The following is a 23185-nucleotide window of genomic DNA, read 5'->3' on the forward strand; positions in this document are numbered from 1 at the left end:
TCCCGCCGTGTTGTCAGGTAGTCAATCTACCTCGAGCCAGTGGCATTGCATATCAGCTGTCCTCACCATCTGCTGATGAAAAATCACGCCGACCATCGCGCTTCACTAGATGCCATCAGTGTGGTGTAGGGCCAATTTGGATAGCTAGCATGAGAGCACGCACCCGGCCCCTCAAAAACTGGTGTAACCGGTGTTACGAGTGTAACGCCCTTCACCAAGCGCCCGGTTTCATTGGCTTTCACGCCTGTTACACAGTTGAGCGGCATCGCGTACATCGGATGTAACGCTGCCCGTGCGTGTAACGCTAAAGTCAGCATCCAGGCGTTGCGGCAGGCGCTGTGCGCTCGAGCCTACCAAGCGAGTTTCGCTAGCTCCGCCTCTTGATGAGAGGAAATCATGCAAGCAGTGGGACACACAACCACACTGAACCTGGCCATTGCGCCGGCTTTTTGCTTTTAAGGGGCTAAGGCGTTACTAGCTTCTGGGCCTGTTTCTTGTCCTCAAGCTGAAACATGACGATTACGGCTAGCGAGGCTACGGTAAAGACTCCCAGGCTCATAAAATTCATCAGGAGTAGAAAAACATCGAGTCGAGTCATCGGCTCGCTGCTGATGACGAACTCCAACATTTTCCAGATGCCAGTCGCGACAAGCAAAAAGCAGGAGAAATATACCCAGCCTCTGTAGACCTTGCGCCGTATCCAAGCCCAGACGCTTCGGAATTTTTCTTTTGCTTCATCAGATGCCTGTACCCATGCCAAAACGAAACCGGGCACACCAATGACGGTAATCAACAAACTTATAGCGCCGATGACAACGCTGAGTAGGTCAAGTGGGCTCATGTGAACTCTCCAAAAAGTCAGCGATTGAATGTGATCAACGTTCGATTAATGCGCGAGCGCGAAAACAGACTCGCCCTATATCATCGATATCAAACAGGAAATTGTATGACAAAAGAGCAGCAAGCGCTTTTTGAGATGCAGGTCTTAATCGTGATCGTACTGTTCCTGGTTGGCGGTATATACGGCGAAGCATGGCGGGCCGACAAGGCGGGAGTAAGCGGCTGGTCCCTAGTTCGCCGATTGCTCCCTCGGTCCGGGGCCTGCGTTGTCTGCGGGCTTTTCACCATGATGTTGCTGCATGCATCGGGTATGTCTGTGCTGGCGGCAGGTAGCATAGGCTGCCTCACTCCCATGGCCGGCGCCGATGTAGCAATTGGCTTATACGAGCGCTGGGCCGCCAAGCGGTTGGGTTTGTCCGGATAAATATATTTGATGAACAGCGCTTACCGGAAGGTGCCAAAATTCTTCATCTTTATTAGATGCTCTAAACCTTCAACAACGGTTTGCGGTGCGTAGTCAGGGCCTCGTGTGGTTACATTTAGTAGAGACGGTGAGCTGATAGTCGACGGGTTCCATTCGGCGCTTCTTGAGCCACTGTAGCTACTGAGAAGTAGAAACGTGAATTCAAGGATTGCATCTTTGAATTTGGTATTCATTTTCTCCGCGATTGGATTGATCACGTTTAATACGGCTTGTCCAAAGTCTATTGCATCTTGCCTTTTAGGAATAAGGCCCTTGTGTATTACGTCGTTCCTAAACTTTGTATTGCTTTGGCTCAGCAGCAAAGGCTCTTCGTTGAAGGTTTGTGTATAAAAAAGAATGAAGGCGCCAAGCTGTCTTTCAGACTGTTGAGCCACACTTTTCCAAGATTTGTCGACTGCGCTTGAATCGATCTTTTCGTGCAGCAACTTTACTTTTATGAAGAATTCATAAAATCTTTCTAAACTCGAAGCGAATGACGCGACTGCCTCCCTGTAGTATCCGTCAGTGATGGCGTGCATTCCGATGTTGAACAAAACCTCCAGCTTTTGCTGCTGTAATATAGTAGAAGACTTATGTCCATTAGGGCATTCGAACTCATATAGATGGCTGTCTTGGTATTCAACCCAAAGTGGGTATTGGGGAGTGTTAAGTTCATTAAAGCATTGAAAACAGGTCATGGGCAGTTTCATAAAATTCTCTGCTGATATTTTGTAAGCATTGTGCCATCACTCTGAGCTTGGTTGAAAGTCAGGGTTATGGCGCGCTCCGGGGACCCTGGCGACATTCGAGGCGCACGGGGCATGAAACCCGCGGGATCGAGTTAGCGGGAGACGTTGGAGGTTACTGAAATTTCAATCGTTGAAATTGAAAGGTTCTTGAAGAAAAAGGACCATCGTTACAGCTTCGGTAAAGGTGGCTATATCTGTTGCTGATAGTGAACACCTGCATGGCGTCAACCATGGTGATGCATGTCAACCACGTCAACCTGTCAACCGACGTAGGAAAGATTGCGGCTAGCACGATCCCGCGGGTTACTCGCCCCGTGTCGAGAGGCATTTCTCAGGGGCCCTGCCGCAATCTGGGTGTAACCGATTCTTTTCTTCGGTCAGGCACCTAGCTCGCGGGTTTCCGACCCCGTCTGAAGGGAGCCCTACAGGGGCACTGCCATTTCTCAAAGGCTGCATTGTTGCGCTGATGGTGTCATTGCCTACGGGGTGCAGGGGGACGCAATCCGAAGGGGGCAAATTAGTGGTGTTACGCGTGTTACAGGTGTGACAGAAATTGCCAACCTATTGATTCAGCTGGTTTTTTGTTGTGTTACACAATCGTATTCCTCATCGGGATTCGAGTGTTACAAGTCCCGCAGGTGTTACAGCAGAATGACTTAAGAGTTTATTGGGCGTAGGGCCACACATTGTGTGACAGTAGAATGAGTTCTTTAGGATTCGCTTCGACTAATTGGGAGGAGCGACAGTACGATGTATGCTGAAAAAATTCGCTAGGGATAGTCCGCCTGTGTGGCGCGTGATGAGGGATTCGTAAGTGAAAGCACTGATAAAACCAACTCAGTTGACGCGAGTCGGATATTCATATCAAGACCTCGTGTGCATAAAGATCCTTCTCGACTGGTTCCACGATCCCAGTAAGTATCAATGGGTTTCTATCGAGAGTACCGGAACAGACGAAGGGATGTTGAATGGGTTGGATGATGTCGTTGCGTTTGATGGGGGCGGGCGATATGAGCTATATCAAGTAAAATTCACGATCGACAGTGAAAGAGCTGATTTGGCTCTGGGTTTTGATTGGCTCTTAAAAAAGAAACCAAATGGTACGTCTTTGCTTAAGAAGTGGTCGAGTGATGTTGATAAGTATCGCGCCTTAGGAATGTTATCTAAGGCGGCTCTTGTTACAAATAGAGTTCCTGACTCTGTGTTTGCGCGATGCCTTAGGGGTGATAAGGTTGATGTTGATCTTATACCAGATGAGTTTTTAACTAGGCTGCAAAATGAGCTAGACGGGCGTATTGGTGTAGAGTGTTTCTTTAGGGACTTTACTTTTCAACATAGCCAGCCTCAAATAGATGACTTGGAAACAAAGCTGTACGACAGTGTTGTTCCTGACCATACCACTAATGAGGGTTGGTTCAGGTTTCTGAAAGCTATTGAGAGACAGGCAACTAGAAAGCCAAACCTAGAGAGCGGAGCAAAAATCACTCTTGAGTACTTAAGGGACTTATTTGAGCAAGGCATTAGTAAGACACTCAGTCAGTACCTCAGCGTCCCAGATGGCTACAGTCCTCCGTCAGAAGAGTTTCATCTAAGCATGATGGAGAAGTGTGCCAGTCAAGGGTGCTGGGTAGTTTCGGGTAAGCCTGGAACTGGTAAAAGCACCTATTTGTCATATTTGAATGATGTGTTAATCGAGTCAGGTGTTCCCGTTATCAGGCACCATTATCATTTGTCTGCGCAAAGTGATATAGATAGGATTGCATTCCAGAATGCTGCTCGTTCCCTGGAGGCGCAATTAAAGGACTATCTGCCCTCGACTTTTTCTGGAAGAGAATTGAAGGCTGAAGAGCTGGATCAATGGATTTTACTCGCTGCTAACGAGTTTCTTAGGCAAGGCAAAACGCTGGTAATAGTTATAGACGGACTCGATCATGTATCGCGCGAGAGATCAGAGATAACTCAGCTTGAGCACATGATTAATCGAATAATCCCGTTCAAAGGGACAACATGCCTTATATTTGGTACTCAAGCCGTTAGTGATTCACAGCTTCCTTCAAAAATGGTTTCAGAGGTGTCGAGGAGTGAGGACTGGCTAGAATTGCCGTTCATGAGTTTGAAATCGATTAGAAGCTGGGTTGAGGGTCTGGTTAAGAGTAAGAGCATATCAATAAATTGTGCGCGTGATGGTGAGTCAAGAGAACTCGTGGAAATTGCGGAAGCGCTCCATAAGGTTTCGAGTGGCTATGCATTGTATCTTGTTTATTCGATAAGGCGTTTGCAGCAAAAAAACAAGGTTGTGAGTGCATATGAAATAGAGCAACTGCCAATTTTTTCAGGCGGCGATATTACAAAATACTATGATTTGCTTTGGTCGAATCTTTCGGTGTCGGCGAGAGAGATATTGCAGTTGATAGCGTCTGTAGAGTTTGCATGGCCAGATAGAAATGCTTTAAGTCTGTGTTTTGATAACAACATGCAATTTGTTGAGTCATTTGATCGTATTCAGCATCTCTTTCATTTTGGAAGAAGTGGGATTACTCCTTTTCATAGTAGTATTATTGTGTATGTGAAAGGTCGTGATGGATTTGAGGTTTCTGCTAATGGGCTACTTAAAAAAGTTAACGCTTGGTTAGAAGGTTCGGCTCCATCTTATTGGCGGTGGGCATGGTATTGGGTAGTTAGGGCCCGTTTGGGTGACACTCGTCCGCTGTTGAAGGGTGTAACCAGGGAGTGGATGATCGCTTCGTTTTGTCTTGGATATCCTTTATCCCATATTGAAAAAATTATATCTTTAGCCGAATTTTTTGCAATGAGTGAAGGGTTGTTTCCAGAGTTAGTAAAGCTGCGTCTAATTAAGATTCGTTTGGTTAATGGTCCTGGGTACCAATTACAACGTTATGATCTGTTTTATAGGTGCGCCCAGAAGTGGAGCGATGAGTCGTATAGCTTGCATTGGAAGGCTGACAATCTCCGTATTCTTGGTGATGCTGAGATCTCAGCTGTAGCTATACTGTTCAGAGGTAAAGATGAATCAGTTGTTTACGATTGTTTTGAAGAACTAGTAAGGAGGGTACATTTTTATCATCAGTGTGGCGACGATTCGCATTTTCAAAAAATTGAGGCGTTAATTTATTTTGCACTTGATACTTTGATAAATTCAGTCGCACCTGATTTGCAGAAAATATTCTGGATTGCAGGTTGGTTTGATGAGCAGGATGCGGTGTATCAATATATTTTCAAGGGGTTGGTGGCTGCGGGGAACGGGGATTTAATACTTGATATACCAGTGGAAAATATTCCTGATGGATTCGTTTCCATGTACTGGAGTTTTTTCGTGCTGGCTTGCTGCGATGCTGGCGTATCATTTTTGGCAAGACCAGAAGCAGCAAATGTCGGAAAAAGCTCGTTCGTAGCTATTTTAACTTGCTTAGAAAATCAGCCTTGTCCTGAAGAGTTGCTAGATCGCAGAGAGTTTACTTTTATAGATAAGCCTGATGATGGTTTGTTTTATGAAGCGTTTTTTTATTTTTTTGCTCGTCAGTTGATGGATGCTGAAACTAGGCTGGCAGTAGAAATGCCAACGCTCTCTGAGTCGTTCGGAAATCGCGCGTTGGCTTTTTTTAAATATGCAGGATGTGTAATTGCTGATGAAGTAAAAAGAAAAAATGCTATATCAATATTTCATATTTATGATCTGATTTTAAGTATAAATCCTCCAGAGCGAACTAAGTGTTCATTTGATGAGCAAGGTATTTGGCACTCCGTATCTAGGGCGTTGACTGATGTGTCCATTGATACTGCTAGATTGCTTGAAGGCTCGGGGTTAATCGGTGGGTTAACGCAAGGTGATTACGAAAAGGTTAAGCCGAATGTAATGTGGGTTGCGAAAAACTGGCTTGGTAAGTGCATTGAAAAAAATGCGGCTCATATCTTATCAAGTGATTTGGCGAAGCAAATGGTCGTGCCAATAATTTCAGCTCTTAAGCTGGAGAAGAATGATACCTCGGTTTTAGCAAATGATTCTCTTGAGTTAGTTTCAATTGCATCAAGCTTGGGGCTTGAGCATGAGGTAAGGCTGGGGCTGAAACTGGCAGCAAAAAATACTCTAGGTTATGGTTATCGAAAAGATACGAGTTTTAGTGAGTTGTATGAAGCAATTGAAATCTATGCTCAGTCAACTGAGGGCGACGTGTCTAACTGGCTACGCCGCATAGCACCATTCACTAGTGATATGTTTGATTTTACAGAGCGTGAAATCGGTCATATTCCAAGGCTGTTTATAGATTTGTTAGCGCGATATTCACCAGAGCGACTTGTGGATGAATTTGAATATAGTGTGAGTCAACAGAACTGGCGGTTGGCTCGAGATATTTTAGAAAAATATGTGGTGCACTATCGGTTAGACGACCCAGCAGCGAAAGCTTTAGTGCTTTCTCAGACTACTTATCAAGTGTTCAAAGCTCTCGAAAATAGATCTGAAAGTGAGCCCGATGTGAAGCTTCTTTTTGATGAGCTATCTGAAGGGTTGGGTGGAACTCCTATGCCGCCGAGAGAGCGTTCGTCAGGCTCAAATTTTGTGGAGAAGCCGGTAAATATTGAACCAGCCAAGTATCCTCCGAAGGATATACGGCTATTGCACGCCAAATTTATTGATGATGGTGTGTATTCAGCACATGAATTCATGCGTGCGTGGATGAGTTATTGGGTTGAGTTGGGAAAGGGGTTGGATGTTATAAAAGCTTTTGAAACATTTTATATGGACGGTGAAGAGATTCCTTTTAGAATGGCACCTTATCTTGATGATGTATTTGATTTGAGCTTAAAACTCTGTGGTGCGAAGAGGTCTTACTGTTGGGCTGTGAGAAGTGTGAAAGCCAATAGTCATTGGGGACGCTATACCGGCTCTAGCTCTGATCAAATAATAAAGCGGTATGGCGCATTATACGCCGGCAGCTGGAAGACGTTTTTAAAGGATACCCTGGGTGGTATTGCATTCTCTTCCCGTGGGGATGAATGGGTTATAGTCCCGACTGTGAAGCTTGTTATTTTCTTTTTGGCGGTGAAACAACCAGTACTTGCGCAGCAAGTAGTGGAGGTTATGTTAGAAATTTTGGAAGATGAGATATCCCATCTCCCCATAGAGGATTTGCATTGGAGAGACACTCCAGTTTTGTCCAGCGAAATATCTAGAGAGTTGTTGCTTTGTTATTGGTGGTGGCCGGATCGGATGGCTCGTGTGCGTGCCGCAAATCAGATAGCTTTAATTATCGAGCAAGAAGCGGCTTTTGGAAGTGTATACCTGGAACATTTGAATGGCTTGACGAGTGAGATTGACGTAGCTGATTTTCTGTCAATTTTACTGCTGGTCAAAAGGCAAGTTTTTATGCTGGAAGAAATTGTTGCGTCTATTCGTTATCCTTCGATTCTTTCTGATCTTATTCTCGTCCGTTTAGGTTATTTTCCGATACGTGGAGTTCGTAGGTATTTTACTTTGTTTGAGGAATGTGATTTTAAGGAGGGCAATGATTTCAAACGTGCTTGTAATGGCGTTCCTTCCAGGTATGCTCATGTATTAAGTGGGTTGGAGGACGAATTTAATACAAGGCTACTCGATCGGTTCAGTGCTGAGTGGAGGGTAATATCAGAGAGAGAACAGGTTTATGTTTTTGATCCATATGCTTTTTGCAACGAATACTTTTATGGTCAAGATAATATAGGTTGTAGTTTTTCGTCTCGGAGCGAAGGTCTAGTTATCTCTGCGTATTTAAGGGTGCTGGCGTACGTAGACGAAAATTTTGAGATGTCTGCTGATAAACTTCAATGGTTGGTTAACGAAGCAGCTTCTATTGGGGGGGAGTATGCGCATCTGCTTCCCAGTATTAAGCCTGATGGCTGGCCATCTATTGATGTAATCAAGAGTGATGATCCTTTGCCGACAGAGGGGGACTTAATAGGGTACCTCAGAGGGTTTTTATCCAAACAGGAATTTGTTATTAGATCTAATGGCCCTGTTATTCGAGATTTGGCTGGGGTTAGTTGTGATTTAGAAACGAGGTTGATCTATTGTGGATGGGATATAGAAGAGAGTGCCGAAACCGTATATTCCATGGTTTCGCGCAGGAGTAGTATGGGTGGAGGTATAAAGGAGATGGCTGGTGTATATTTTCCAGAGGATTTTGGGCGATGGGAAACTGATCTATTAATGCGTGGTTATTTTGTTCCAAACTTTACACTTGGTTCGTTTGAGTCAAGCGTTGAGGTCACTAAGAGCGCAGTGGAGTTTTTTAGCGGCGACTCACCTTTCGCCAATTGGAAATATTGGTGTGAAGAGTGGTACCCAGTATTTTATCGTGGTTTGGGGCCGCAGCTTGGAACTTATATTGGCATTCCTAACGAAGTTTTTGAGTCTTTTAAGCCATCCGGCACCGGAGGATTTTACCTCCTTGGAAAGCTCACTATGATAGATCGTCGGGGATACAAGCCTAAAGATCCGCCTGTTGAGGTATTTGCAATGCTCCCCATACCCTGAGTGGGGAGCGGTTTCTTTTGGCTATTCTGTTCTCTGCTTTCCTTTACATAGATAAGTTCTGACTTGATAGCATTTATGGATAGTTTTTGTAGATTGTTTAGCGGTAATCTTGAGTCGAAGGTTTCTAATATTTTAAGCAGGTAAGAGGCCCTTGTTTTTAACGATTCAGAAAGCTTTGAGGTTTGCTGGTTTTGTATACTCAAACGATCACCTGTGACTGAGCTGGATAAATAGCCCGCCAGGCGGGCTATTTCGGAGTTTTCAAAAAGGCATAGCGATGCTATCGGGCGAGAATGTTCATAACGTCATGATTGGCCCGCTCGGATATATCACGTAGCTGCCAATGGCCATGATTTTCTCCTTGTTCGGGGATGTCGAGATTCAAAAACGCTATTCCGTCATACCCGATCAATCGTCCGGCGCCGTACAGCTTGGCCCCCACATCCAACAATTGCTGTGCGGCCGCATTCCACTTTTCTTCTAGGGCGTAATGAGCCACATGCAAGGCAGAGCGTTCAAGTTTCTTGTACTCCTCTTCAGTTTCAATAACGTGTTTGTCCACTGTCACCAGTTCCTCTTCAAGCGCAGTGATCATCAGTTGCTGCCGCCGATTATGTTCAGTAGCTGCCACGAGGTTTTTTGCGGCTTTCTGCGCATCATCATTCGCATTCTTTTCACCCTCTTCATCACCCCAGGCGACCGCCCGCGCATAAGCTGATGCGGCCTCTGTTTCGGCTTGTCGGGCCTTGCCCATATCCTCCAGAGCTTTCTTGCTGACCTGCTCCAATCGGACGCTCAGACTCTCGCGTTTGGCGAGAAGCTCTTCCTTATCGGCCTTCCAGTTTTCCATGCCAGAGATGTACTCGGCTATCCGAGCGTCCTGCTCAGCAACGGCCTCTCGGCGATGCAGCTTCTGATCGATTCGAAAGATCTCGAACTTGATCGAATCGATTCGGCGCTTGCGCGCATTGAACTCGTCTCTGATCGCCCTTTCCTGATCGCGATCTATACCTTCGGGAATTTCCAGCGCGGCTTCAAAAGGGAGCAATTCTGACTCCAGCTTTTCCAACTCAGGGCACAGGGCTTCACGCTGATCTTTGAGTTCTTGAATACCATTCATGATTGCTCTTTCCTGATCGTGGTCTATGGCTTCGGGACTTTCCAGCGCGGCCTCAAAAGGGAGCGATTCTGCTATCGGTTTTTCCAATTCAGGAAGCAGGGCTTGGCGTTTATCTTTGAGTTCTTGATTACCGTTCATGTGTTTTTATCCTGCGTGATTTGATTGTCTGATTGGGATAGGGCTGGCGAGGCCGGGATTCAGCCGGCATTACCTCCGAAGGCCGATCGCTAGGCCGCCTGTGCCTCGCCTTCATCCGTCCCCGGTACCGTCTTCACCACATAGCAACGCTGAGTGCCCAGGCCGGGCAAGCGGACGGCGCAGGAGGCTTTACCGTCCGTCCCGGGCTCAAGAACACCTCGGCGTATCAGCTCCTTGTTCACGGCGTTGATGTTCATGCCTTTGAACACCTCGGAGCGCCAAGCCTCCGGCAACACGTAGTAGGTGTTGGTGGTGTGCAACGCGTCACCGAGGCCATGCTCCAGCGTCTTGCGAAACCCCAGACGGTCAATGGTGCGTGGACCGTGCTCATCGATCTTCGCGGCGGCCGACTCCCAGCGGGTGAAACGGCTTTCACCGAAGCGTTCGATGACCTGACGCAACCGCGCCAAGATCGCGTCCCCTTCCAAGTTGCCAGCACCGCCGCGCTCATTCATCCAGGCACTGAGGCACACCCGAGCTGCGGTGGTGGCGGCGCCATCGGGCCAGCCGGTAATCCCCATCGCGGTGGCCAGTTCGCCGGCTGCTGCGGCCAGACCGAAACGGGCCGCCGCACGATGCGCCTGACCGCTGGCCGAGGCAGGTAGCGCCTTGGCGATGAACCCCTCCAAGGTGTGGCGCAGGATCGCCGACCAGCCATGTCGCTTACCGGGTTCACAGAGGGCCGACAGGAAGGCGGTGAGCGGTGTGCCGTAGTACTTGGCCACTCGTGCCTTGAGTGCATCGGAGAGGGCGGCGGCGTCATCAAAGCCGTTCAGAACGTCGAACATACCGAGGCCTTTGCTGGCGTCTGCCGGCACGGCGAGCATGCGTACTTCCATACCGGCTTTCAGTTCCTTGTTGGCTTCGGCCATGTGCTGCGCCAAGGTTTTCTCGCCAGTTGAGAGAAACAGCAAGCGCCACTCCTGCACCTGGCGGCCTGCTTGTCCACGATCATTGGCGCGAGCCTTCCCGGTGCCGTTGCCGAGCATGTACACCGTTTCGCCAATGATGCGTGGGTCGCACATGCCGATTTCATCCAGCACGAGGAGCCCGTCCGAATGCGCGGCTGCGATGGATTCCAAGGCGTTATCCGTCGAGCGCCAAGAGCGCACCAAACGCGGCCCGCCATAGATCGATGCGGCCACTTGCAGGTGGGTGGTCTTGCCGCCCGAGCTGTCACCGTAGAGGTGAAAGCCACCGGACTCATGGCCGAGCATGTGCAGCAGCGGACCGGCAAACGCCACGCTGACCACAAACGCCAAGCGGTGATTGCCGATGCACAAGGCACCGATTTGCTCTTGCCACTGTTCCAGAGTGCCGGCTTCGCTGATCGGTGGGAGTTGTGCGCCGGCCTCGTAGAAGTGCAGGTGTTCGGCGTGCGAACCGACCTGCTGCTCGGGCAGCAGGAAGGCGCTGTCATGCCAGCCTAGACGGGTGACTAGCCGTGCCCTTTGAGCGCTGTCGAATCCGCCGAGATAACTCTGCAGGTCGTTGCGGGCATTGCGACCGGAGCGACTGCCGGCCAGACGCAAGCCCATGTCCACCAATGGGCCGAGCACGTCCTTGCCAAAGTCGCCGGTCATGGTCCGCGCTGGGATGTTCCAACGTTTTTTCGCCCCGTCGGGATCGTCGAATTCAACCAACAAGCCCCAGTTTTGCCCCTGTGCATCACGAGTGCGCGCCAGGATCTCCAGCGGTGAACACACCGGGCGTGCCTCGCCATCGTCACCGGAATAAAACACGCCTTCGGAAGTCAGGCGGAAGCCGCCGGGCAGCAGATCGTTTTTAGGTTTTGCGGCGCGCTTTGTCGTTGGTTTGGTTTTAACTTCGGGTGGTTCGGCCGGTGATTTTTCCGGCTCAACACCGAACAGTTCGCCGCTGCGTTCCAGCTCGGCAAAATGCACCGTCGTCCAGCCTTTAGCTTGGGCATCGGCCGCGTCGTCACCGTCATCCCATTGACCACCCTTGGTGTAGGTCGGCTGGTCATTCTTGAGCGTGGGTTTGCGTTTGAAGACGTCCAAGACGATTACGCGCACCGAAGCGGCGCCGATCTGTTGCAGTTGTTCGGCGACGGCGTCCATGCAGTTCTTGCCACTGGCGTCGTTGTCGGGCCACAACACCACGGACCGACCTTTCAGCGGTGTCAGGTCAGCTTTGTGCCAGGAGTTCGAGCCGTTCGGCCAGCACGTGGCCACGTAGTTGGGCAGTAGCTCCGCCGCGGCGTCGGCAGCCTTTTCTCCTTCGCACAGAATGACCGGAGCCTCTGCGCGTTGCGCCAGTTCATTCAGGCGCAGCAGAGGACGCGGCTCCGACAGACCTTGCCAACGCCATTGCTGAATTTGGCCGTCGGCTCGTTGGCACCAGGTCAAGGGGGCAAACACTTTGCGCGGTTTGCCGTCTTCGTCCGGGCCCAAATCGAAACGATAGAGCGCCATGACCGGTTGGCCTTGAGCGTCGCGATACATCCAGACTTTGGACGGTACACCGTGTTGCCGGTGCTTGGCCGGGCACTTGTTAATGGCCTCGGTCGGGATCGGCCGAATTGCCAGCCATTCCGGTGTTTTGCTTTTGCTGGGGGTCGGTTTCGATTGAGCTGCCCCAGCGGTAACGTGGAGCAGATCGGCCAGCTTGTTGCAGGCCTCGACGTCGGTGCCGCCATCCAGATAGCGCACCAGATCAATTAGGTCGCCACCTTTGTCTCCGGTGGCAAAATCCGCCCAGGTGCCTTTGCTCAGGTTGACCTTGAGAGAGCCGGCGCGCTTGTCAGCGCGAGTTGGATTGGCGGCGGTGTATTCCTTGCCGCCGTCCACACGTTTGCCGTTGGGTAGCCAATGGGCCAGTACCCGGTCGATCTCTTTCAGAGAGACCGCTTTCACGTCGGCGAAGCTGGGGCGTTTCGCGTTATTAGTCATGGCCAGCCTCCACTCGTAGGAGGGAGCTGGTTACATCGTCGATCACGGCTTTGCCCATTTCGCTGAGGTAATGAGCGGCCATCGCGCATTGCTCAGTGTTGTCGCCGTGGGTGGCCAGAAGTGTCATGCGATTCGCGCAGCTCAGCAGGTCAGAGGCGTATTCAAGTGCGTCAGATACCGGCACGCCGGAACTGAGCCGAAACAGCGTTTGATTGGGTTGCCCGCATTGCGCAAAAGTAGTCGCGCCTTGGGTGGTGATGCTGGCTTGAATGCTCATTGCGCACCCCCGGTTTTAGCCCGAGGAAGAGAAGTCGCATCGCCGTGCAGGGTCAGGGTTTTGATCAGGCCCAGTGTTCCGCGCACGTCCCAAATAACGGCCGCCAGTACGTGATTAGCCAAGCGAGGTCTGTCACCTTCGCTTTCAAAGTGATCTTCAAGTAACGTCAGCACCGAGTCGGCGCGGGCAATGGCACAGGTGATGGCGTCAATCGGAATGCCAGCTTCGACATTGTTGCTGACGTCGAGCAGGTCTTCAGGCAGGCAGAAACTCAGGGCGTTGTTCATTGGGTACCGCCTGCGGCTTCTAGCGCGCGGGCTTTGGTCATATGGGCGTTGTAGCGGGTGAGGCGTGTGGCGAGGCTGGAGTTGGCGTGTAAAGCGGCGAGGGCCATCGCACGATGGGCAGCGGCGCGATTTTTGGACGGATTGAGGGCATGATTCATGCTGTGAGGCTCCTAACGTTGAGGAACCGCCACGACTTGCTGCAAAACAAGATTGGGTGGCGGCTGTACGCAGGTTTGCAGACCGGGACGTTAGGCACCCGGCGCGCTCGAAAGCGCCCCACGCACAGCCACCATAAAACGAAGTTGCAGGCATGAAAAAAGCGCCAGCTTTCGGAACGGTGGCGCTCATGCGCCTAACGATGTTCGGGCTGCAAAACCCGGTCGCTGAATTTGCAGCGACGAACGAAGAGTAACGTCCGTTTTTTGAAAGTGCAACTGTGGTCATAGCTTGCGGATTTTTTTGATGCGGCATAAATTGATCAGGCATGTAGATTTACCTCAACGCCTCCGGTTGCCGCCGGGGGCGTTTTCATTTCAGGCATGGACTTCCCAGCTCAGGGAAACAAAGGGCAAGAAGTCGCTATCTAGGCAGGCGCGTGCATCCTCGTAGGCGTCGATTTGTTGGCCTTGGTCGACAATGATTGCTTGAGGGGCTTGGCAGGGAACTGACAATGCGCACCAGATGCCATCGGCCCATCGCATCACCATCACGTCCCGATTCAGGCGTTTTTGCTCTGTGCGGTAGCGCTCAAAACGCTGCATACCTCGTGATGAGAAACCCACTTTTCTGAGTACAGAAAAGGGCTGCAAGATGGCCCTATTGGCAACACGACTTTTCATGCTGCCACCTGATCGCGGGCTGCGATGCGTGCCCGTGTCCATGCCTGAACTTCCCCCAATACCCACGCAACCGGAGCGCTTCGGGCATTGCTGTTACTCAGCTTTACCGGCAACGGGAATCCGCTTTCAGGTTGACGCATCAGCTTGTAGATAGTCGGGCGTGCGAGCCCTACGATTGAAATGACCTCGGGCATGCGGATGAGGGTCATTGAGGGATCATGCGAGGGAATTGCTTTTAATACGGTAGACATAGCGAGCTAACCCTTTGTTAATTGAGACAACGGGTCATACGCTACGCAGGGGAGGGGGAGTGGACTGTGTCTACTCCCTTTTATTTCAGAGGTCTAAGGCCTAGAGCGGTCAAATGCTCTCGAATGGTTTTTTTTGTTCCGTTGCCCGCCTGATCGAAAAGCAGATTGGTCAGTTCAGCATCGGTGATACTGCGCTTTTCATTTTTCCGACCACTGATGATTTGCTCTGCGGCTGCCTTGATTTTCGCTCGCCTATCCATAGCGGCGGTTTTTATCGCTGAGCTGGGATTGCGGTTCCCATTGCCTGCTTCCTGGCCCCTCTTCGTCGCCTTCGTCGAAAATGCGTCGTCGAGAACTCGATGCATCAGGCTTGATGTATTGAAGCCTTTTTTAAACACATCCATCTGCTCCACTTGGCGATAAAGACTCGCCATCAGCAGCGCTTGATTCGCCTCGCCTAGTAAGGTCGCGAATTCTTCTCGTGCCCTGATCTCATTCCCGCTGCTGCGGTCCCGCTCTTTTTCGATCAGAGCAAGGTACTGGCGGGGTGAGTCATGTCTCAGTTGCTCTATCAGGTCTGCATCAATGTCGTAGGTCGCGAGTTCAAGGTCGAATAGCCAATTTGCGAGCGTCTCAACGGCCTGCGTTCCAAGTACCAGGGCGTAGGTAGCCACGAGCTGTGAATCTGCTGCGGAACAGCTGACCCGAAGGAGCCATCGAATCACGCTTGGCAATGAGCCTGCTTCCCCAGAGTCGGCATGGTCGTAGATGGCATCACGTAGGGAGTAAAGGGTTCGTGTGATCAATTCTGCACCTGGGGAGTAGGAACCCTCCTCAAGCCAGAACGATGTGGCGGTGTTGATTAGATCGAAGGCACCTTTGAAGTGTTCTTTGAACTGCGGAAACAGCGCAAGACTGCGAACGGCTGCCTCAACGTCGTCCTGATCCCATACCAGGCACGTTACATCGAAGCCTGCGATTTCGAGCTCAAGCTCTTCTGCATCGATGTCCTGCTCAAAGTCCATTTAGATCTCCCCGCCGCCCCGAAGGCGATAGGCCGTTACAGCGATTCGCAAACGGAAACGCCGATGCCAGCAGGGTTGCAGGTGTGGCTTTTCTGTAACACGACTGCTCGATGTAACACGTGGCGCTCAGAAGCTTTGCAGTGCGTGTAACGCTAAATATATTCAATAAATACAATGGGTTATTGGTTGTTGTAACACGCGTAACACCCGTAACACGACTTTTGACGGGGTGTAGGTTTAACGACTTCATACAACCTTCCCTAATTGACCTTGCACCACATTTCCTGCTTCTAGGGAATCGAGATGGTCGGCGTACCATTGCATCATCTGTGTGCGCTGCTCAAGGTACTGAGCCTTGTTGTAAATCCCTCGAACACCTTGTGCCTTGTGGCTGAGTTGGGCCTCGATATGGTCAGCAGGATAGCCATGCTCGTTGAGGATTGTGCTGGCGATGTGGCGGAAGCCATGACCTGTCTGGCGGCCTTCGTAACCAAGGCGCCGGAGTGCCATAAGAAAAACGGTATCACTTCGGGGTTTGGTGCGGTCGCTTCTACCTGGAAACAGGAGTGGGTAAGCGCCGGTTAGTTGCCGAAGCTCTATCAGTGCTTCCACTGCTTGAGTGCAGAGTGGCACCAGATGCTCACGACCTTTCTTGCGACCCTTGCGCTCGACTGGAACGGTCCACAGTCTTTTGTCGAAATCGAACTCTACCCATTGTGCCTCTCGGAGTTCGCTGGGGCGTACAGCCATCAAAGTCAACAGCCTCAGGCCGAGCTGAACATCTTTGGCGTGGGGGTAGGAGCGTATCGCTCGGAGTAACCCTGGAAGCTCATCGGGGGATACATGGGCATAGTTCTCTGCCTTTCCCGAGGACAGAAATTTATGCACACCCTCCAAAGGGTTGTTGACGGCTCTGCCCGTCACGCGAGCCAAGTCATAAATATCTTTGCAGTAAGCCCTCACACGGCTCATCTGTTCAAGAATCCCCTGACGCTCAAGCCCTCTCAATAGCTCCATCCACTCCATCGACATGATAGAGGTGTAGGGGCGTTTACCGAGCGAGGGGAATACATGGCGTTCGAGTGCGCCAAGTATCCTTTTGGCCGTACCAGCATCCCAGCCGCTCAGGCGAGACGTGTGCCACTCCCTTGCCAATGCTTCAAAGGTGTCGTTGGCCGCATCGATCTCGGCGGCTTGGCGAGCTTTCTTGGAGGTGATCGGGTTCTTACCTTCCGATGCGTCTGCGCGTAGATCAGCTGCTTTCTGCCGAGCGAAAGCGCCGCCTACTTCCGGGTAGCCGCCAAGACCAAGCCATGACCATTTGCCGTCTGGCTTCTTGTAGCGTAACTCCCAGGACTTTTGACCGTTTGGCTTGACCCTGAAATACAGCCCTGGGCTGTCTAGTTCGCGGTATGCCCCGGCCTCAGGCTCCAGGCTGGAAAGTGTAGTGTCAGCGAGAGGGCGCCGCTTGATATCGGTACGTTTCATCCTTGTATGCCTTCAGTTCAATTATTTATGAAGCATACACGTGGGCATACACGGTGGGGAAGGATAGGGGTAGATAGAGGTGGACAGCCAGAAACAAGAAAGCCCGCACTAGGCGGGCTTCTTGAGGTGATTCATAGACTGCTGTAGACATCTATGGATCGGTACTTGGTGGCTACACAGGGACTTGAACCCCGGACCCCAGCATTATGAATGCTATGCTCTAACCAACTGAGCTATGTAGCCAAGTGGCGCGCATTATTCGCGTAGAACGGGAATGCGTCAAGCGCTTTTTTTGAAAATTTATCTACGCTATCAACTGTTTAACGGAAAGCAGTGGGTAAGGCGACGAGTGGCTTGGGGTTTTTCACCGTTCTCAACATCACAAAATCTTCTGTGGGAGCTGGCTTGCCTGCGATACAGGCGCCTCGGTGTATCAGTGATACCGGGTTGATGTCATCGCAGGCAAGCCAGCTCCCACATTTGATCGGTGTTAGCCGTTAGGTTTTACGCGGATGCAGGCACTCTATCGAGCGGTCGACCATGGCCTTGGCGATTTCCAGCAGGTGCCACACGGCGAGCACTTTGGCGCGTTCGGGGCTTTGCAGGTGTTCGCCGCAGTCGAGCGCGGTGGCCGAGGCGCTGTGCAGCAGGTCGGCGGTGTAGAGCAAGGAGTCTTCGAAGCTGATGTCGTCGCTGATGGCGTAGAAGTGGGTCGACGGTTGCGGTGGGTCGGTCGGCAAATAATGGTCGAGCGCACGGTGGAAGGCGGCGCGGTCTTTGGTTTTATCACGGGGTGGATCGGGGACGATCTTGAACATGGTGTAGCTCCTGATTAACTTGGAGCCGGTCCGCTCGCGACTAAACGAAGGGTGGCGGCTGTACGCAGGTTAGTCGACCGGCTAATCAGGAAAACCCGGCGCACCCGAAGGTGCCCTGCGCACAGCCACCATGAAACCTCATGAGAACATGCGCCTGATATAAGTCCGGGCGACTAAACCCGATCACTGAAAACCAGTGACGGACCGAAGACTAGTCACCGACTCCCCCAGGCACAAGGCCGAAAGATTCTCTAGGAAACGTCCCTCAAATTAAAGGGATTCATCTTGCTGGCCCTTTACAAACCATGACCACCGCATCGACTTACCTACTCGTTAGCCTCCTAAGGGTATGGCCTTCCTGCCCCCAAAAGTGGCACATTGTCGCACCTGCACCTGTGCATCCATCTGTTGTACGGAAATCCTCTCCATGGCTCTTAGCAATTCCCAGCCCTCTGTGGCTACGGCGCCTGCTGCCGGGCAAACCAGCCCGTTGGTCATGCGTGTCATCGGTGCGGTAGCGCTGGCGCATTTGATCAATGACCTGATCCAGTCGGTACTGCCGTCGATCTACCCGATGCTCAAGGCCAACTATGGCCTCACATTCACCCAGGTCGGGCTGATTACCCTGACGTTCCAGCTGACGGCGTCCCTGCTGCAGCCGTGGGTGGGTTATTACACCGACCGTCATCCCAAGCCGTACCTTTTGCCGTGCGGGATGATCTGTACGCTGGTGGGTATTTTGATGATGTCCCAGGTGGGCAGCTTCCCGCTGATTCTGCTGGCGGCGGCGCTGATTGGGGTGGGTTCCTCGACCTTTCATCCGGAAGCATCCCGCGTGGCACGCCTGGCATCGGGTGGGCGCTATGGCCTGGCACAGTCGACGTTCCAGGTAGGCGGTAACGCCGGCTCGGCCTTTGGCCCATTGCTGGCGGCGGCGATCATCATTCCTTTCGGCCAGGGCAATGTGGCCTGGTTCGGTCTGTTCGCGGTGTTTGCCTTGTTTGTGCTGTATGCCATCAGCCGCTGGTACAGCCACCACTTGAACCTGTTCAAACTCAAGCAAGGTCAGGCGGCAACTCATGGCCTGTCTAAACGCCGGGTGCTGAGTGCGTTGGTGGTGCTGGGACTGCTGGTGTTTTCCAAGTACTTCTACATGGCCAGTTTCACCAGTTACTTCACCTTCTACCTGATCGAGAAGTTCGACCTGTCGGTGGCCAGCTCCCAGTTGCATCTGTTCCTGTTCCTCGGAGCGGTGGCGGCAGGCACGTTCTTCGGTGGGCCGATTGGCGACAAGATCGGCCGTAAGGCGGTGATCTGGTTTTCGATCCTCGGTGTTGCGCCATTCACCTTGCTGTTGCCCCATGTCGACCTGTTCTGGACCAGCGTGCTCAGTGTGGTGATCGGCTTTATCCTGGCCTCGGCGTTCTCGGCGATTGTGGTGTACGCGCAAGAGTTGGTGCCGGGAAATGTGGGGATGATCGCCGGGGTGTTCTTCGGTCTGATGTTTGGGTTTGGCGGGATTGGTGCGGCGCTCCTGGGGCACCTGGCAGACATCCATGGCATCGAGTACGTGTACACGCTGTGCTCGTTCCTGCCTCTGTTCGGCGTGTTGGCAATCTTGTTGCCGCGCTCCAAAAAGGCTTGATCTCAAGTCGATCAGGTCGGGCAGATATCCTTGCTGCCCAACGCGTGCGATCAAAGGTTAAATCGAGTGCTCCTGCGATGGGCCTCGGCGTAATGCCGGGGGCCCCGATTTACGGATGCAGCGGGTGGTGGGTGGCCCGTTTGAGCTGTTCGCGTGCACGGGATAGGCGCGAGCGAACAGTGCCAATGGGGATTTCCAGTACGTCGGCGGTGTCCTGGTAACTGCCATCGGTTTGCAGTGAGGCATACAGCGTTTTGCGCATTTCCACTGGCAGGTGCTTGATCGCTCTCAGGGTTCTTTCAAGCCTGCGGTTGACCTCGAACTCCCAATCCAGATTGTTGTTTTCTTCCTGGCCATGCCACAGCGCTTCATCGAATTCGCAATGCACAGGTTTGGCGTACAGGCGCCGAAAGTGATTGCGGATCAAGTTCTGTGCGATGCCGCACATCCAGGTGCTGAGCGTTGCCTGCCCACTGAAACGATCCTTGTTGCGCCAGGCCTCCAAATACGTCAACTGCAGAAGATCGTCCGCATCTTCCGGGTTCAGTACACGTTTATGAATGAATCTACGGAGTTTTTTATGGTGGTCGTCCGACAGATCGAGGATGGATTGGGGCGAGTCAGGGGGAAGGTGTCCCTTTCTGAAATCGATACCTGCGGTTGTTGCCGGCCCCCAGGAAGATGAACTTCGGCTGTCGCTTCACGGTGACCCTGGGGGCTTCGAGGGTCGTGGGTTACCTGTGGCTGGCTCCCGAGAGCCTGCTGGCGTTATACGAGGCCGGCCCTTGGCAACCGACAGCGGGCCCGCTGCCGGCTTCGTTTCGGTGGGCAATGGCGGTGACCCTGGGGCGGCTGCAATTGTCGATCACGCAGTTGCGCAGCGTACGTGCCGGTGATGTGCTGATGCTCGAACAACCCTTTTTCGATGTGCAAGGCAGTGGTCACTTGCACATGGGCAGGCATCGGCTGCACGGGCGTATTGACGATGAATCCGGGCCGTTGTGCCTGACGCTTATTTCGATCGAGGAAACGTCTGTGGACGAAGATTTGGCAACACAACAGTACCCAGGGCATGAGGATGATCAACCCGTGGTGGATGTCTTCGGCCATGAACCTTTTGATGAGTTGAGCATGGCCCTGACGGTGCGCTGTGGAACCCTGAACCTGACCCTGGGTGAACTGCGCAATCTTGCCCCCGGCGCGGTATTGGGCATCGCCGGGTACGCTCCCGGCATGGCCGGGCTCTATTACGGCGACCGGCCGATTGGCCAGGGGCAGTTGGTGGAAGTCGACGGGCGCCTTGGGCTGCAGTTGTCCCGTGTGATTTTCGCTAGATGATACTCCAGGGGATTGACCCCCTTGTCCTGGCGTTGTTTCTCGGCTCATTGTCGTTGATGCCGATGCTGTTGATCATCTGCACGTCTTTCTTGAAGATCGTGATTGTGCTGATGATCACCCGCAACGCCATCGGCGTGCAGCAAGTGCCGCCGAGCATGGCCATCAATGGTATAGCGCTGGCCGCGACGCTGTTTATCATGGCGCCCGTGGGCTATGAGATTGCCCAAAACATCAAGGCTTCGCCCGTGGATACGAGCAGCGTACAGAGGCTGCTGGATACCGGGCTTGAGGCCATACAGCCGTTGCGCGCGTTCATGCTGCGCAACACTGATCCGGATGTGTTGACTCACCTGCTGGAAAACAGTGCGCGGATGCCCTTTGGCATCAAGCTGGTTGCGGTGGGCATCACGCTGGTATTAACGGGCCGCTGGATCGGCCTGGAGTTGATTCAACTGATCAACCTGATGTTCGACATGATCGCCCGTTCGGCACTGAACTGAGGGAATGCGCGTGCTGCTGTATCTTGAATTTCTGCCAAGCCTGCTGGTTGCCATGGCGCGTATTTATCCTTGTGCCTTTTTGGTGCCGGCGTTCAGTTTCCAGCATATACGCGGCATGCCCCGACATATCATCGTGATGGTCATGGCCTTGATTCCTGCTCCCGGCATTCACGCCGTACTGGCTGGCCAGGATTATTCCGCGCTGATGATCAGCGGGCTACTGATCAAGGAGGCTGCCTTGGGTTTTTTGCTGGGCATCTTGTTAGCCATGCCGTTCTGGATGTTCGAGTCAGTGGGTGCGCTGCTGGATAACCAGCGCGGCGCCCTGGCGGGTGGCCAGCTCAACCCTTCGCTGGGGCCGGACGCTACTCCCATCGGGCATCTGTTCAAACAGTTGGTGATTTACCTGCTGATCGCCGTCCTGGGTCTGAGCGTCCTGACCCAGGTGATCTGGGACAGCTACCTGATCTGGCCGGCCACCGCCTGGCTGCCGCTACCGGCAGTCAATGGCTTCAGTGTTTTCCTCGGTATACTCGGCGATACCTTTACCCACATGATGCTCTACGCTGCGCCCTTTATTGCGGTGCTGTTGTTTCTGGAGTTCGGCTTCGCCGTGCTGGGACTGTACAGTCCGCAACTGCAAGTCTCTACTTTGGCGACGCCGGTAAAGAGCCTGGTGGGGCTGGGGATTCTGCTGCTTTACTTTCCGCTGTTGCAGGACTTGATCGTCACACGCCTGGCGTTTTTGGGGGACCTCAAGCATTCCCTCGCACTGATGTTCAGGGTTTCGACACCATGAGTGATTCGGGGGAGAAAAAACACGCCGCCACGCCCAAGAAGCTCAAGGATCAGCGCAAGAAGGGCCAGGTCGCCCAAAGTCAGGACATCGGCAAATTGCTCGTACTGACCACCCTGAGCGAAATCGCCTTGTTCACCGCCGAAACCAGCATGCAGCGCTTTCAGCAATTGATGGTGATGCCCATGTCACGCATGGGGCAGCCCTTTGTGCGGGCATTGGAAGAAGTGCTCATGGAGAGCCTGATGGTGTTTTTCTCGTTCGCGCTGCTGATGGCCGGGTTGGCGATTACCGTGAAGCTGATCAGCGGCTGGATGCAGTTCGGATTTCTGTTTGCGCCGGAAAGCCTGAAGCTGGACTTTAACCGCCTCAATCCCCTCAATCAGGTCAAGCAGATGTTCTCTGCCAAGTCGGTGATGAACCTGTTGATGGGGTTGGCCAAGGCGTTGCTCCTTGGCGTGATTTTGTATGTCGTGATCGGCCCGTCACTGGGCGCCTTGATCAACCTGGCCACCAGTGATCTGCAGAGCTATATCCTCGCGTTGATCATCTTGTTCCGCTATCTGCTGCACGCTTGCCTGGGTCTGTTGCTGGTCTTGGCGCTTATCGACATGGCGTTGCAAAAACACTTCTTTGCCAAGAGCATGCGGATGACTCAGGTGGAGGTCATCAAGGAGTACAAGGACATGGAGGGCGACCCTCACGTCAAGGGACAGCGCCGTGCCCTGGCTCAGCAGTTGGCCCAAGAGGAGCCGAAGGTCAAGCTGCCCAAGCTCGAAGAGTCCGACATGCTGGTGGTTAACCCGACGCACTATGCCGTCGCGCTGTACTACCGGCCGGGTAAAACGCCGCTGCCGCTATTGGTAGACAAGGGCACGGACGCCGACGCCCGCAAACTGATCGATAGGGCCAAGGCAGCCGACGTACCCGTCATCCAGTGCGTATGGCTGGCACGTATGCTGTATGAGAAAAAGCTTGGGGCGAACATTCCTAGGGAGACGCTACAAGCGGTAGCGTTCATCTATCGCACCCTGCGTGAGCTCGACGATGAAGCTAAGCGCGAGACCCTTGAGCTGCCGGAGTTGGAGCGGCGCTAAGGACGCTACGACG

19 protein-coding genes, 1 tRNA gene and 1 pseudogene are annotated in these 23185 nt (G+C 52.5%); 7 read left to right on the forward strand and 14 right to left on the reverse strand.

What is annotated here, in order from left to right; all coding sequences use genetic code 11:
* Positions 1-463: 463 nt before the first annotated feature.
* On the reverse strand, positions 464-841 hold the full coding sequence (locus HKK55_RS00915; protein WP_169352945.1) for a hypothetical protein: 378 nt from the start codon (positions 839-841) through the stop codon (positions 464-466).
* 105 nt (positions 842-946) lie between these two features.
* Here HKK55_RS00915 and HKK55_RS00920 point away from each other — a divergent pair, with 105 nt between their 5' ends.
* Positions 947-1264, forward strand: coding sequence for a phage holin family protein (locus tag HKK55_RS00920; protein ID WP_169352946.1), 318 nt, complete (start codon positions 947-949; stop codon positions 1262-1264).
* A gap of 20 nt (positions 1265-1284) precedes the next feature.
* Here HKK55_RS00920 and HKK55_RS00925 read toward each other — a convergent pair whose 3' ends face one another.
* Positions 1285-2013 carry a hypothetical protein gene (locus tag HKK55_RS00925; protein ID WP_169352947.1) on the reverse strand — a complete coding sequence of 243 codons (729 nt, stop codon included), beginning with the start codon at positions 2011-2013 and terminating at the stop codon, positions 1285-1287.
* Positions 2014-2866: 853 nt separating this feature from the next.
* Between HKK55_RS00925 and HKK55_RS00930 the strand changes: the two genes are divergently transcribed.
* The gene (locus tag HKK55_RS00930; protein WP_169352948.1) at positions 2867-8581 is read left to right on the forward strand and encodes an ATP-binding protein; all 5715 of its coding nucleotides are present in this window, start codon (positions 2867-2869) and stop codon (positions 8579-8581) included.
* A 280-nt stretch (positions 8582-8861) separates the two neighbouring features.
* Here HKK55_RS00930 and HKK55_RS00935 read toward each other — a convergent pair whose 3' ends face one another.
* The 11 genes from HKK55_RS00935 to HKK55_RS00985 all read right to left on the reverse strand — a co-directional run bounded on the left by HKK55_RS00935 (position 8862) and on the right by HKK55_RS00985 (position 17796).
* Entirely contained in the window at positions 8862-9839 is a 978-nt protein-coding gene (locus HKK55_RS00935) for a chromosome segregation protein SMC (protein ID WP_237151308.1), read from the reverse strand.
* Between the two features lie 89 nt (positions 9840-9928).
* Positions 9929-12811 carry a DUF927 domain-containing protein gene (locus HKK55_RS00940; protein WP_169352949.1) on the reverse strand — a complete coding sequence of 961 codons (2883 nt, stop codon included), beginning with the start codon at positions 12809-12811 and terminating at the stop codon, positions 9929-9931.
* The gene (locus tag HKK55_RS00945; RefSeq protein WP_169352950.1) at positions 12804-13088 is read right to left on the reverse strand and encodes a DUF3077 domain-containing protein; all 285 of its coding nucleotides are present in this window, start codon (positions 13086-13088) and stop codon (positions 12804-12806) included. Before HKK55_RS00945 ends, HKK55_RS00940 begins: the two co-directional genes overlap by 8 nt.
* On the reverse strand, positions 13085-13375 hold the full coding sequence (locus HKK55_RS00950) for a hypothetical protein (RefSeq protein WP_169352951.1): 291 nt from the start codon (positions 13373-13375) through the stop codon (positions 13085-13087). Before HKK55_RS00950 ends, HKK55_RS00945 begins: the two co-directional genes overlap by 4 nt.
* On the reverse strand, positions 13372-13533 hold the full coding sequence (locus HKK55_RS00955) for a hypothetical protein (protein WP_169352952.1): 162 nt from the start codon (positions 13531-13533) through the stop codon (positions 13372-13374). Before HKK55_RS00955 ends, HKK55_RS00950 begins: the two co-directional genes overlap by 4 nt.
* A 375-nt stretch (positions 13534-13908) precedes the next feature.
* A complete protein-coding gene (locus tag HKK55_RS00960; RefSeq protein WP_169352953.1) occupies positions 13909-14214 on the reverse strand; it encodes a hypothetical protein in 306 nt (101 codons plus the stop codon).
* Positions 14211-14465 carry an AlpA family transcriptional regulator gene (locus tag HKK55_RS00965; protein WP_169352954.1) on the reverse strand — a complete coding sequence of 85 codons (255 nt, stop codon included), beginning with the start codon at positions 14463-14465 and terminating at the stop codon, positions 14211-14213. The genes HKK55_RS00960 and HKK55_RS00965 overlap by 4 nt, the downstream gene beginning before the upstream one ends.
* An 80-nt stretch (positions 14466-14545) precedes the next feature.
* Positions 14546-15490: a hypothetical protein gene (locus HKK55_RS00970; protein ID WP_169352955.1), complete on the reverse strand. Its 945-nt coding sequence runs from the start codon at positions 15488-15490 to the stop codon at positions 14546-14548.
* Positions 15491-15736: 246 nt separating this feature from the next.
* Complete coding sequence (locus HKK55_RS00975; RefSeq protein ID WP_169352956.1) at positions 15737-16978, reverse strand: tyrosine-type recombinase/integrase; 1242 nt, start codon at positions 16976-16978, stop codon at positions 15737-15739.
* A gap of 166 nt (positions 16979-17144) precedes the next feature.
* A tRNA-Met gene (locus HKK55_RS00980) sits at positions 17145-17221 on the reverse strand.
* 254 nt (positions 17222-17475) lie between these two features.
* The gene (locus tag HKK55_RS00985; RefSeq protein ID WP_169352957.1) at positions 17476-17796 is read right to left on the reverse strand and encodes a hypothetical protein; all 321 of its coding nucleotides are present in this window, start codon (positions 17794-17796) and stop codon (positions 17476-17478) included.
* Positions 17797-18223: 427 nt separating this feature from the next.
* Here HKK55_RS00985 and HKK55_RS00990 point away from each other — a divergent pair, with 427 nt between their 5' ends.
* Complete coding sequence (locus tag HKK55_RS00990; RefSeq protein WP_169352958.1) at positions 18224-19441, forward strand: MFS transporter; 1218 nt, start codon at positions 18224-18226, stop codon at positions 19439-19441.
* A gap of 109 nt (positions 19442-19550) precedes the next feature.
* Here HKK55_RS00990 and HKK55_RS00995 read toward each other — a convergent pair whose 3' ends face one another.
* Positions 19551-20093 (reverse strand): RNA polymerase sigma factor, encoded by a 543-nt coding sequence (locus HKK55_RS00995; RefSeq protein ID WP_169357755.1) that lies wholly within the window; start codon positions 20091-20093, stop codon positions 19551-19553.
* Between HKK55_RS00995 and sctQ the strand changes: the two are divergent.
* From sctQ to sctU, 4 genes and pseudogenes are all read left to right on the forward strand, one after another.
* Positions 20093-20779, forward strand: a pseudogene (gene sctQ, locus HKK55_RS01000) (type III secretion system cytoplasmic ring protein SctQ); the annotation flags it as partial. The gene HKK55_RS00995 and the pseudogene sctQ overlap by 1 nt on opposite strands.
* A complete protein-coding gene (locus tag HKK55_RS01005; protein WP_169352959.1) occupies positions 20776-21279 on the forward strand; it encodes a hypothetical protein in 504 nt (167 codons plus the stop codon). The pseudogene sctQ and the gene HKK55_RS01005, both read left to right, overlap by 4 nt.
* A 10-nt stretch (positions 21280-21289) precedes the next feature.
* On the forward strand, positions 21290-22078 hold the full coding sequence (gene sctT, locus HKK55_RS01010) for a type III secretion system export apparatus subunit SctT (RefSeq protein WP_169357756.1): 789 nt from the start codon (positions 21290-21292) through the stop codon (positions 22076-22078).
* On the forward strand, positions 22075-23172 hold the full coding sequence (gene sctU / locus HKK55_RS01015; RefSeq protein ID WP_169352960.1) for a type III secretion system export apparatus subunit SctU: 1098 nt from the start codon (positions 22075-22077) through the stop codon (positions 23170-23172). The genes sctT and sctU overlap by 4 nt, the downstream gene beginning before the upstream one ends.
* Positions 23173-23185 lie beyond the last annotated feature (13 nt).

This window comes from Pseudomonas sp. ADAK18, assembly GCF_012935695.1.
GTDB lineage: Bacteria > Pseudomonadota > Gammaproteobacteria > Pseudomonadales > Pseudomonadaceae > Aquipseudomonas.

What these genes read in the sequence shown, in the direction of transcription:
- HKK55_RS00915 (WP_169352945.1), bottom strand. Translation starts at nt 841, where the DNA reads ATGAGCCCACTTGACCTACTCAGCGTTGTCATCGGCGCTATAAGTTTG.
- HKK55_RS00920 (WP_169352946.1), top strand. Translation starts at nt 947, where the DNA reads ATGACAAAAGAGCAGCAAGCGCTTTTTGAGATGCAGGTCTTAATCGTG.
- HKK55_RS00925 (WP_169352947.1), bottom strand. Translation starts at nt 2,013, where the DNA reads ATGAAACTGCCCATGACCTGTTTTCAATGCTTTAATGAACTTAACACT.
- HKK55_RS00935 (WP_237151308.1), bottom strand. Translation starts at nt 9,839, where the DNA reads ATGAACGGTAATCAAGAACTCAAAGATAAACGCCAAGCCCTGCTTCCT.
- HKK55_RS00940 (WP_169352949.1), bottom strand. Translation starts at nt 12,811, where the DNA reads ATGACTAATAACGCGAAACGCCCCAGCTTCGCCGACGTGAAAGCGGTC.
- HKK55_RS00945 (WP_169352950.1), bottom strand. Translation starts at nt 13,088, where the DNA reads ATGAGCATTCAAGCCAGCATCACCACCCAAGGCGCGACTACTTTTGCG.
- HKK55_RS00950 (WP_169352951.1), bottom strand. Translation starts at nt 13,375, where the DNA reads ATGAACAACGCCCTGAGTTTCTGCCTGCCTGAAGACCTGCTCGACGTC.
- HKK55_RS00955 (WP_169352952.1), bottom strand. Translation starts at nt 13,533, where the DNA reads ATGAATCATGCCCTCAATCCGTCCAAAAATCGCGCCGCTGCCCATCGT.
- HKK55_RS00960 (WP_169352953.1), bottom strand. Translation starts at nt 14,214, where the DNA reads ATGAAAAGTCGTGTTGCCAATAGGGCCATCTTGCAGCCCTTTTCTGTA.
- HKK55_RS00965 (WP_169352954.1), bottom strand. Translation starts at nt 14,465, where the DNA reads ATGTCTACCGTATTAAAAGCAATTCCCTCGCATGATCCCTCAATGACC.
- HKK55_RS00970 (WP_169352955.1), bottom strand. Translation starts at nt 15,490, where the DNA reads ATGGACTTTGAGCAGGACATCGATGCAGAAGAGCTTGAGCTCGAAATC.
- HKK55_RS00975 (WP_169352956.1), bottom strand. Translation starts at nt 16,978, where the DNA reads ATGAAACGTACCGATATCAAGCGGCGCCCTCTCGCTGACACTACACTT.
- HKK55_RS00985 (WP_169352957.1), bottom strand. Translation starts at nt 17,796, where the DNA reads ATGTTCAAGATCGTCCCCGATCCACCCCGTGATAAAACCAAAGACCGC.
- HKK55_RS00990 (WP_169352958.1), top strand. Translation starts at nt 18,224, where the DNA reads ATGGCTCTTAGCAATTCCCAGCCCTCTGTGGCTACGGCGCCTGCTGCC.
- HKK55_RS01005 (WP_169352959.1), top strand. Translation starts at nt 20,776, where the DNA reads ATGATACTCCAGGGGATTGACCCCCTTGTCCTGGCGTTGTTTCTCGGC.
- sctU (WP_169352960.1), top strand. Translation starts at nt 22,075, where the DNA reads ATGAGTGATTCGGGGGAGAAAAAACACGCCGCCACGCCCAAGAAGCTC.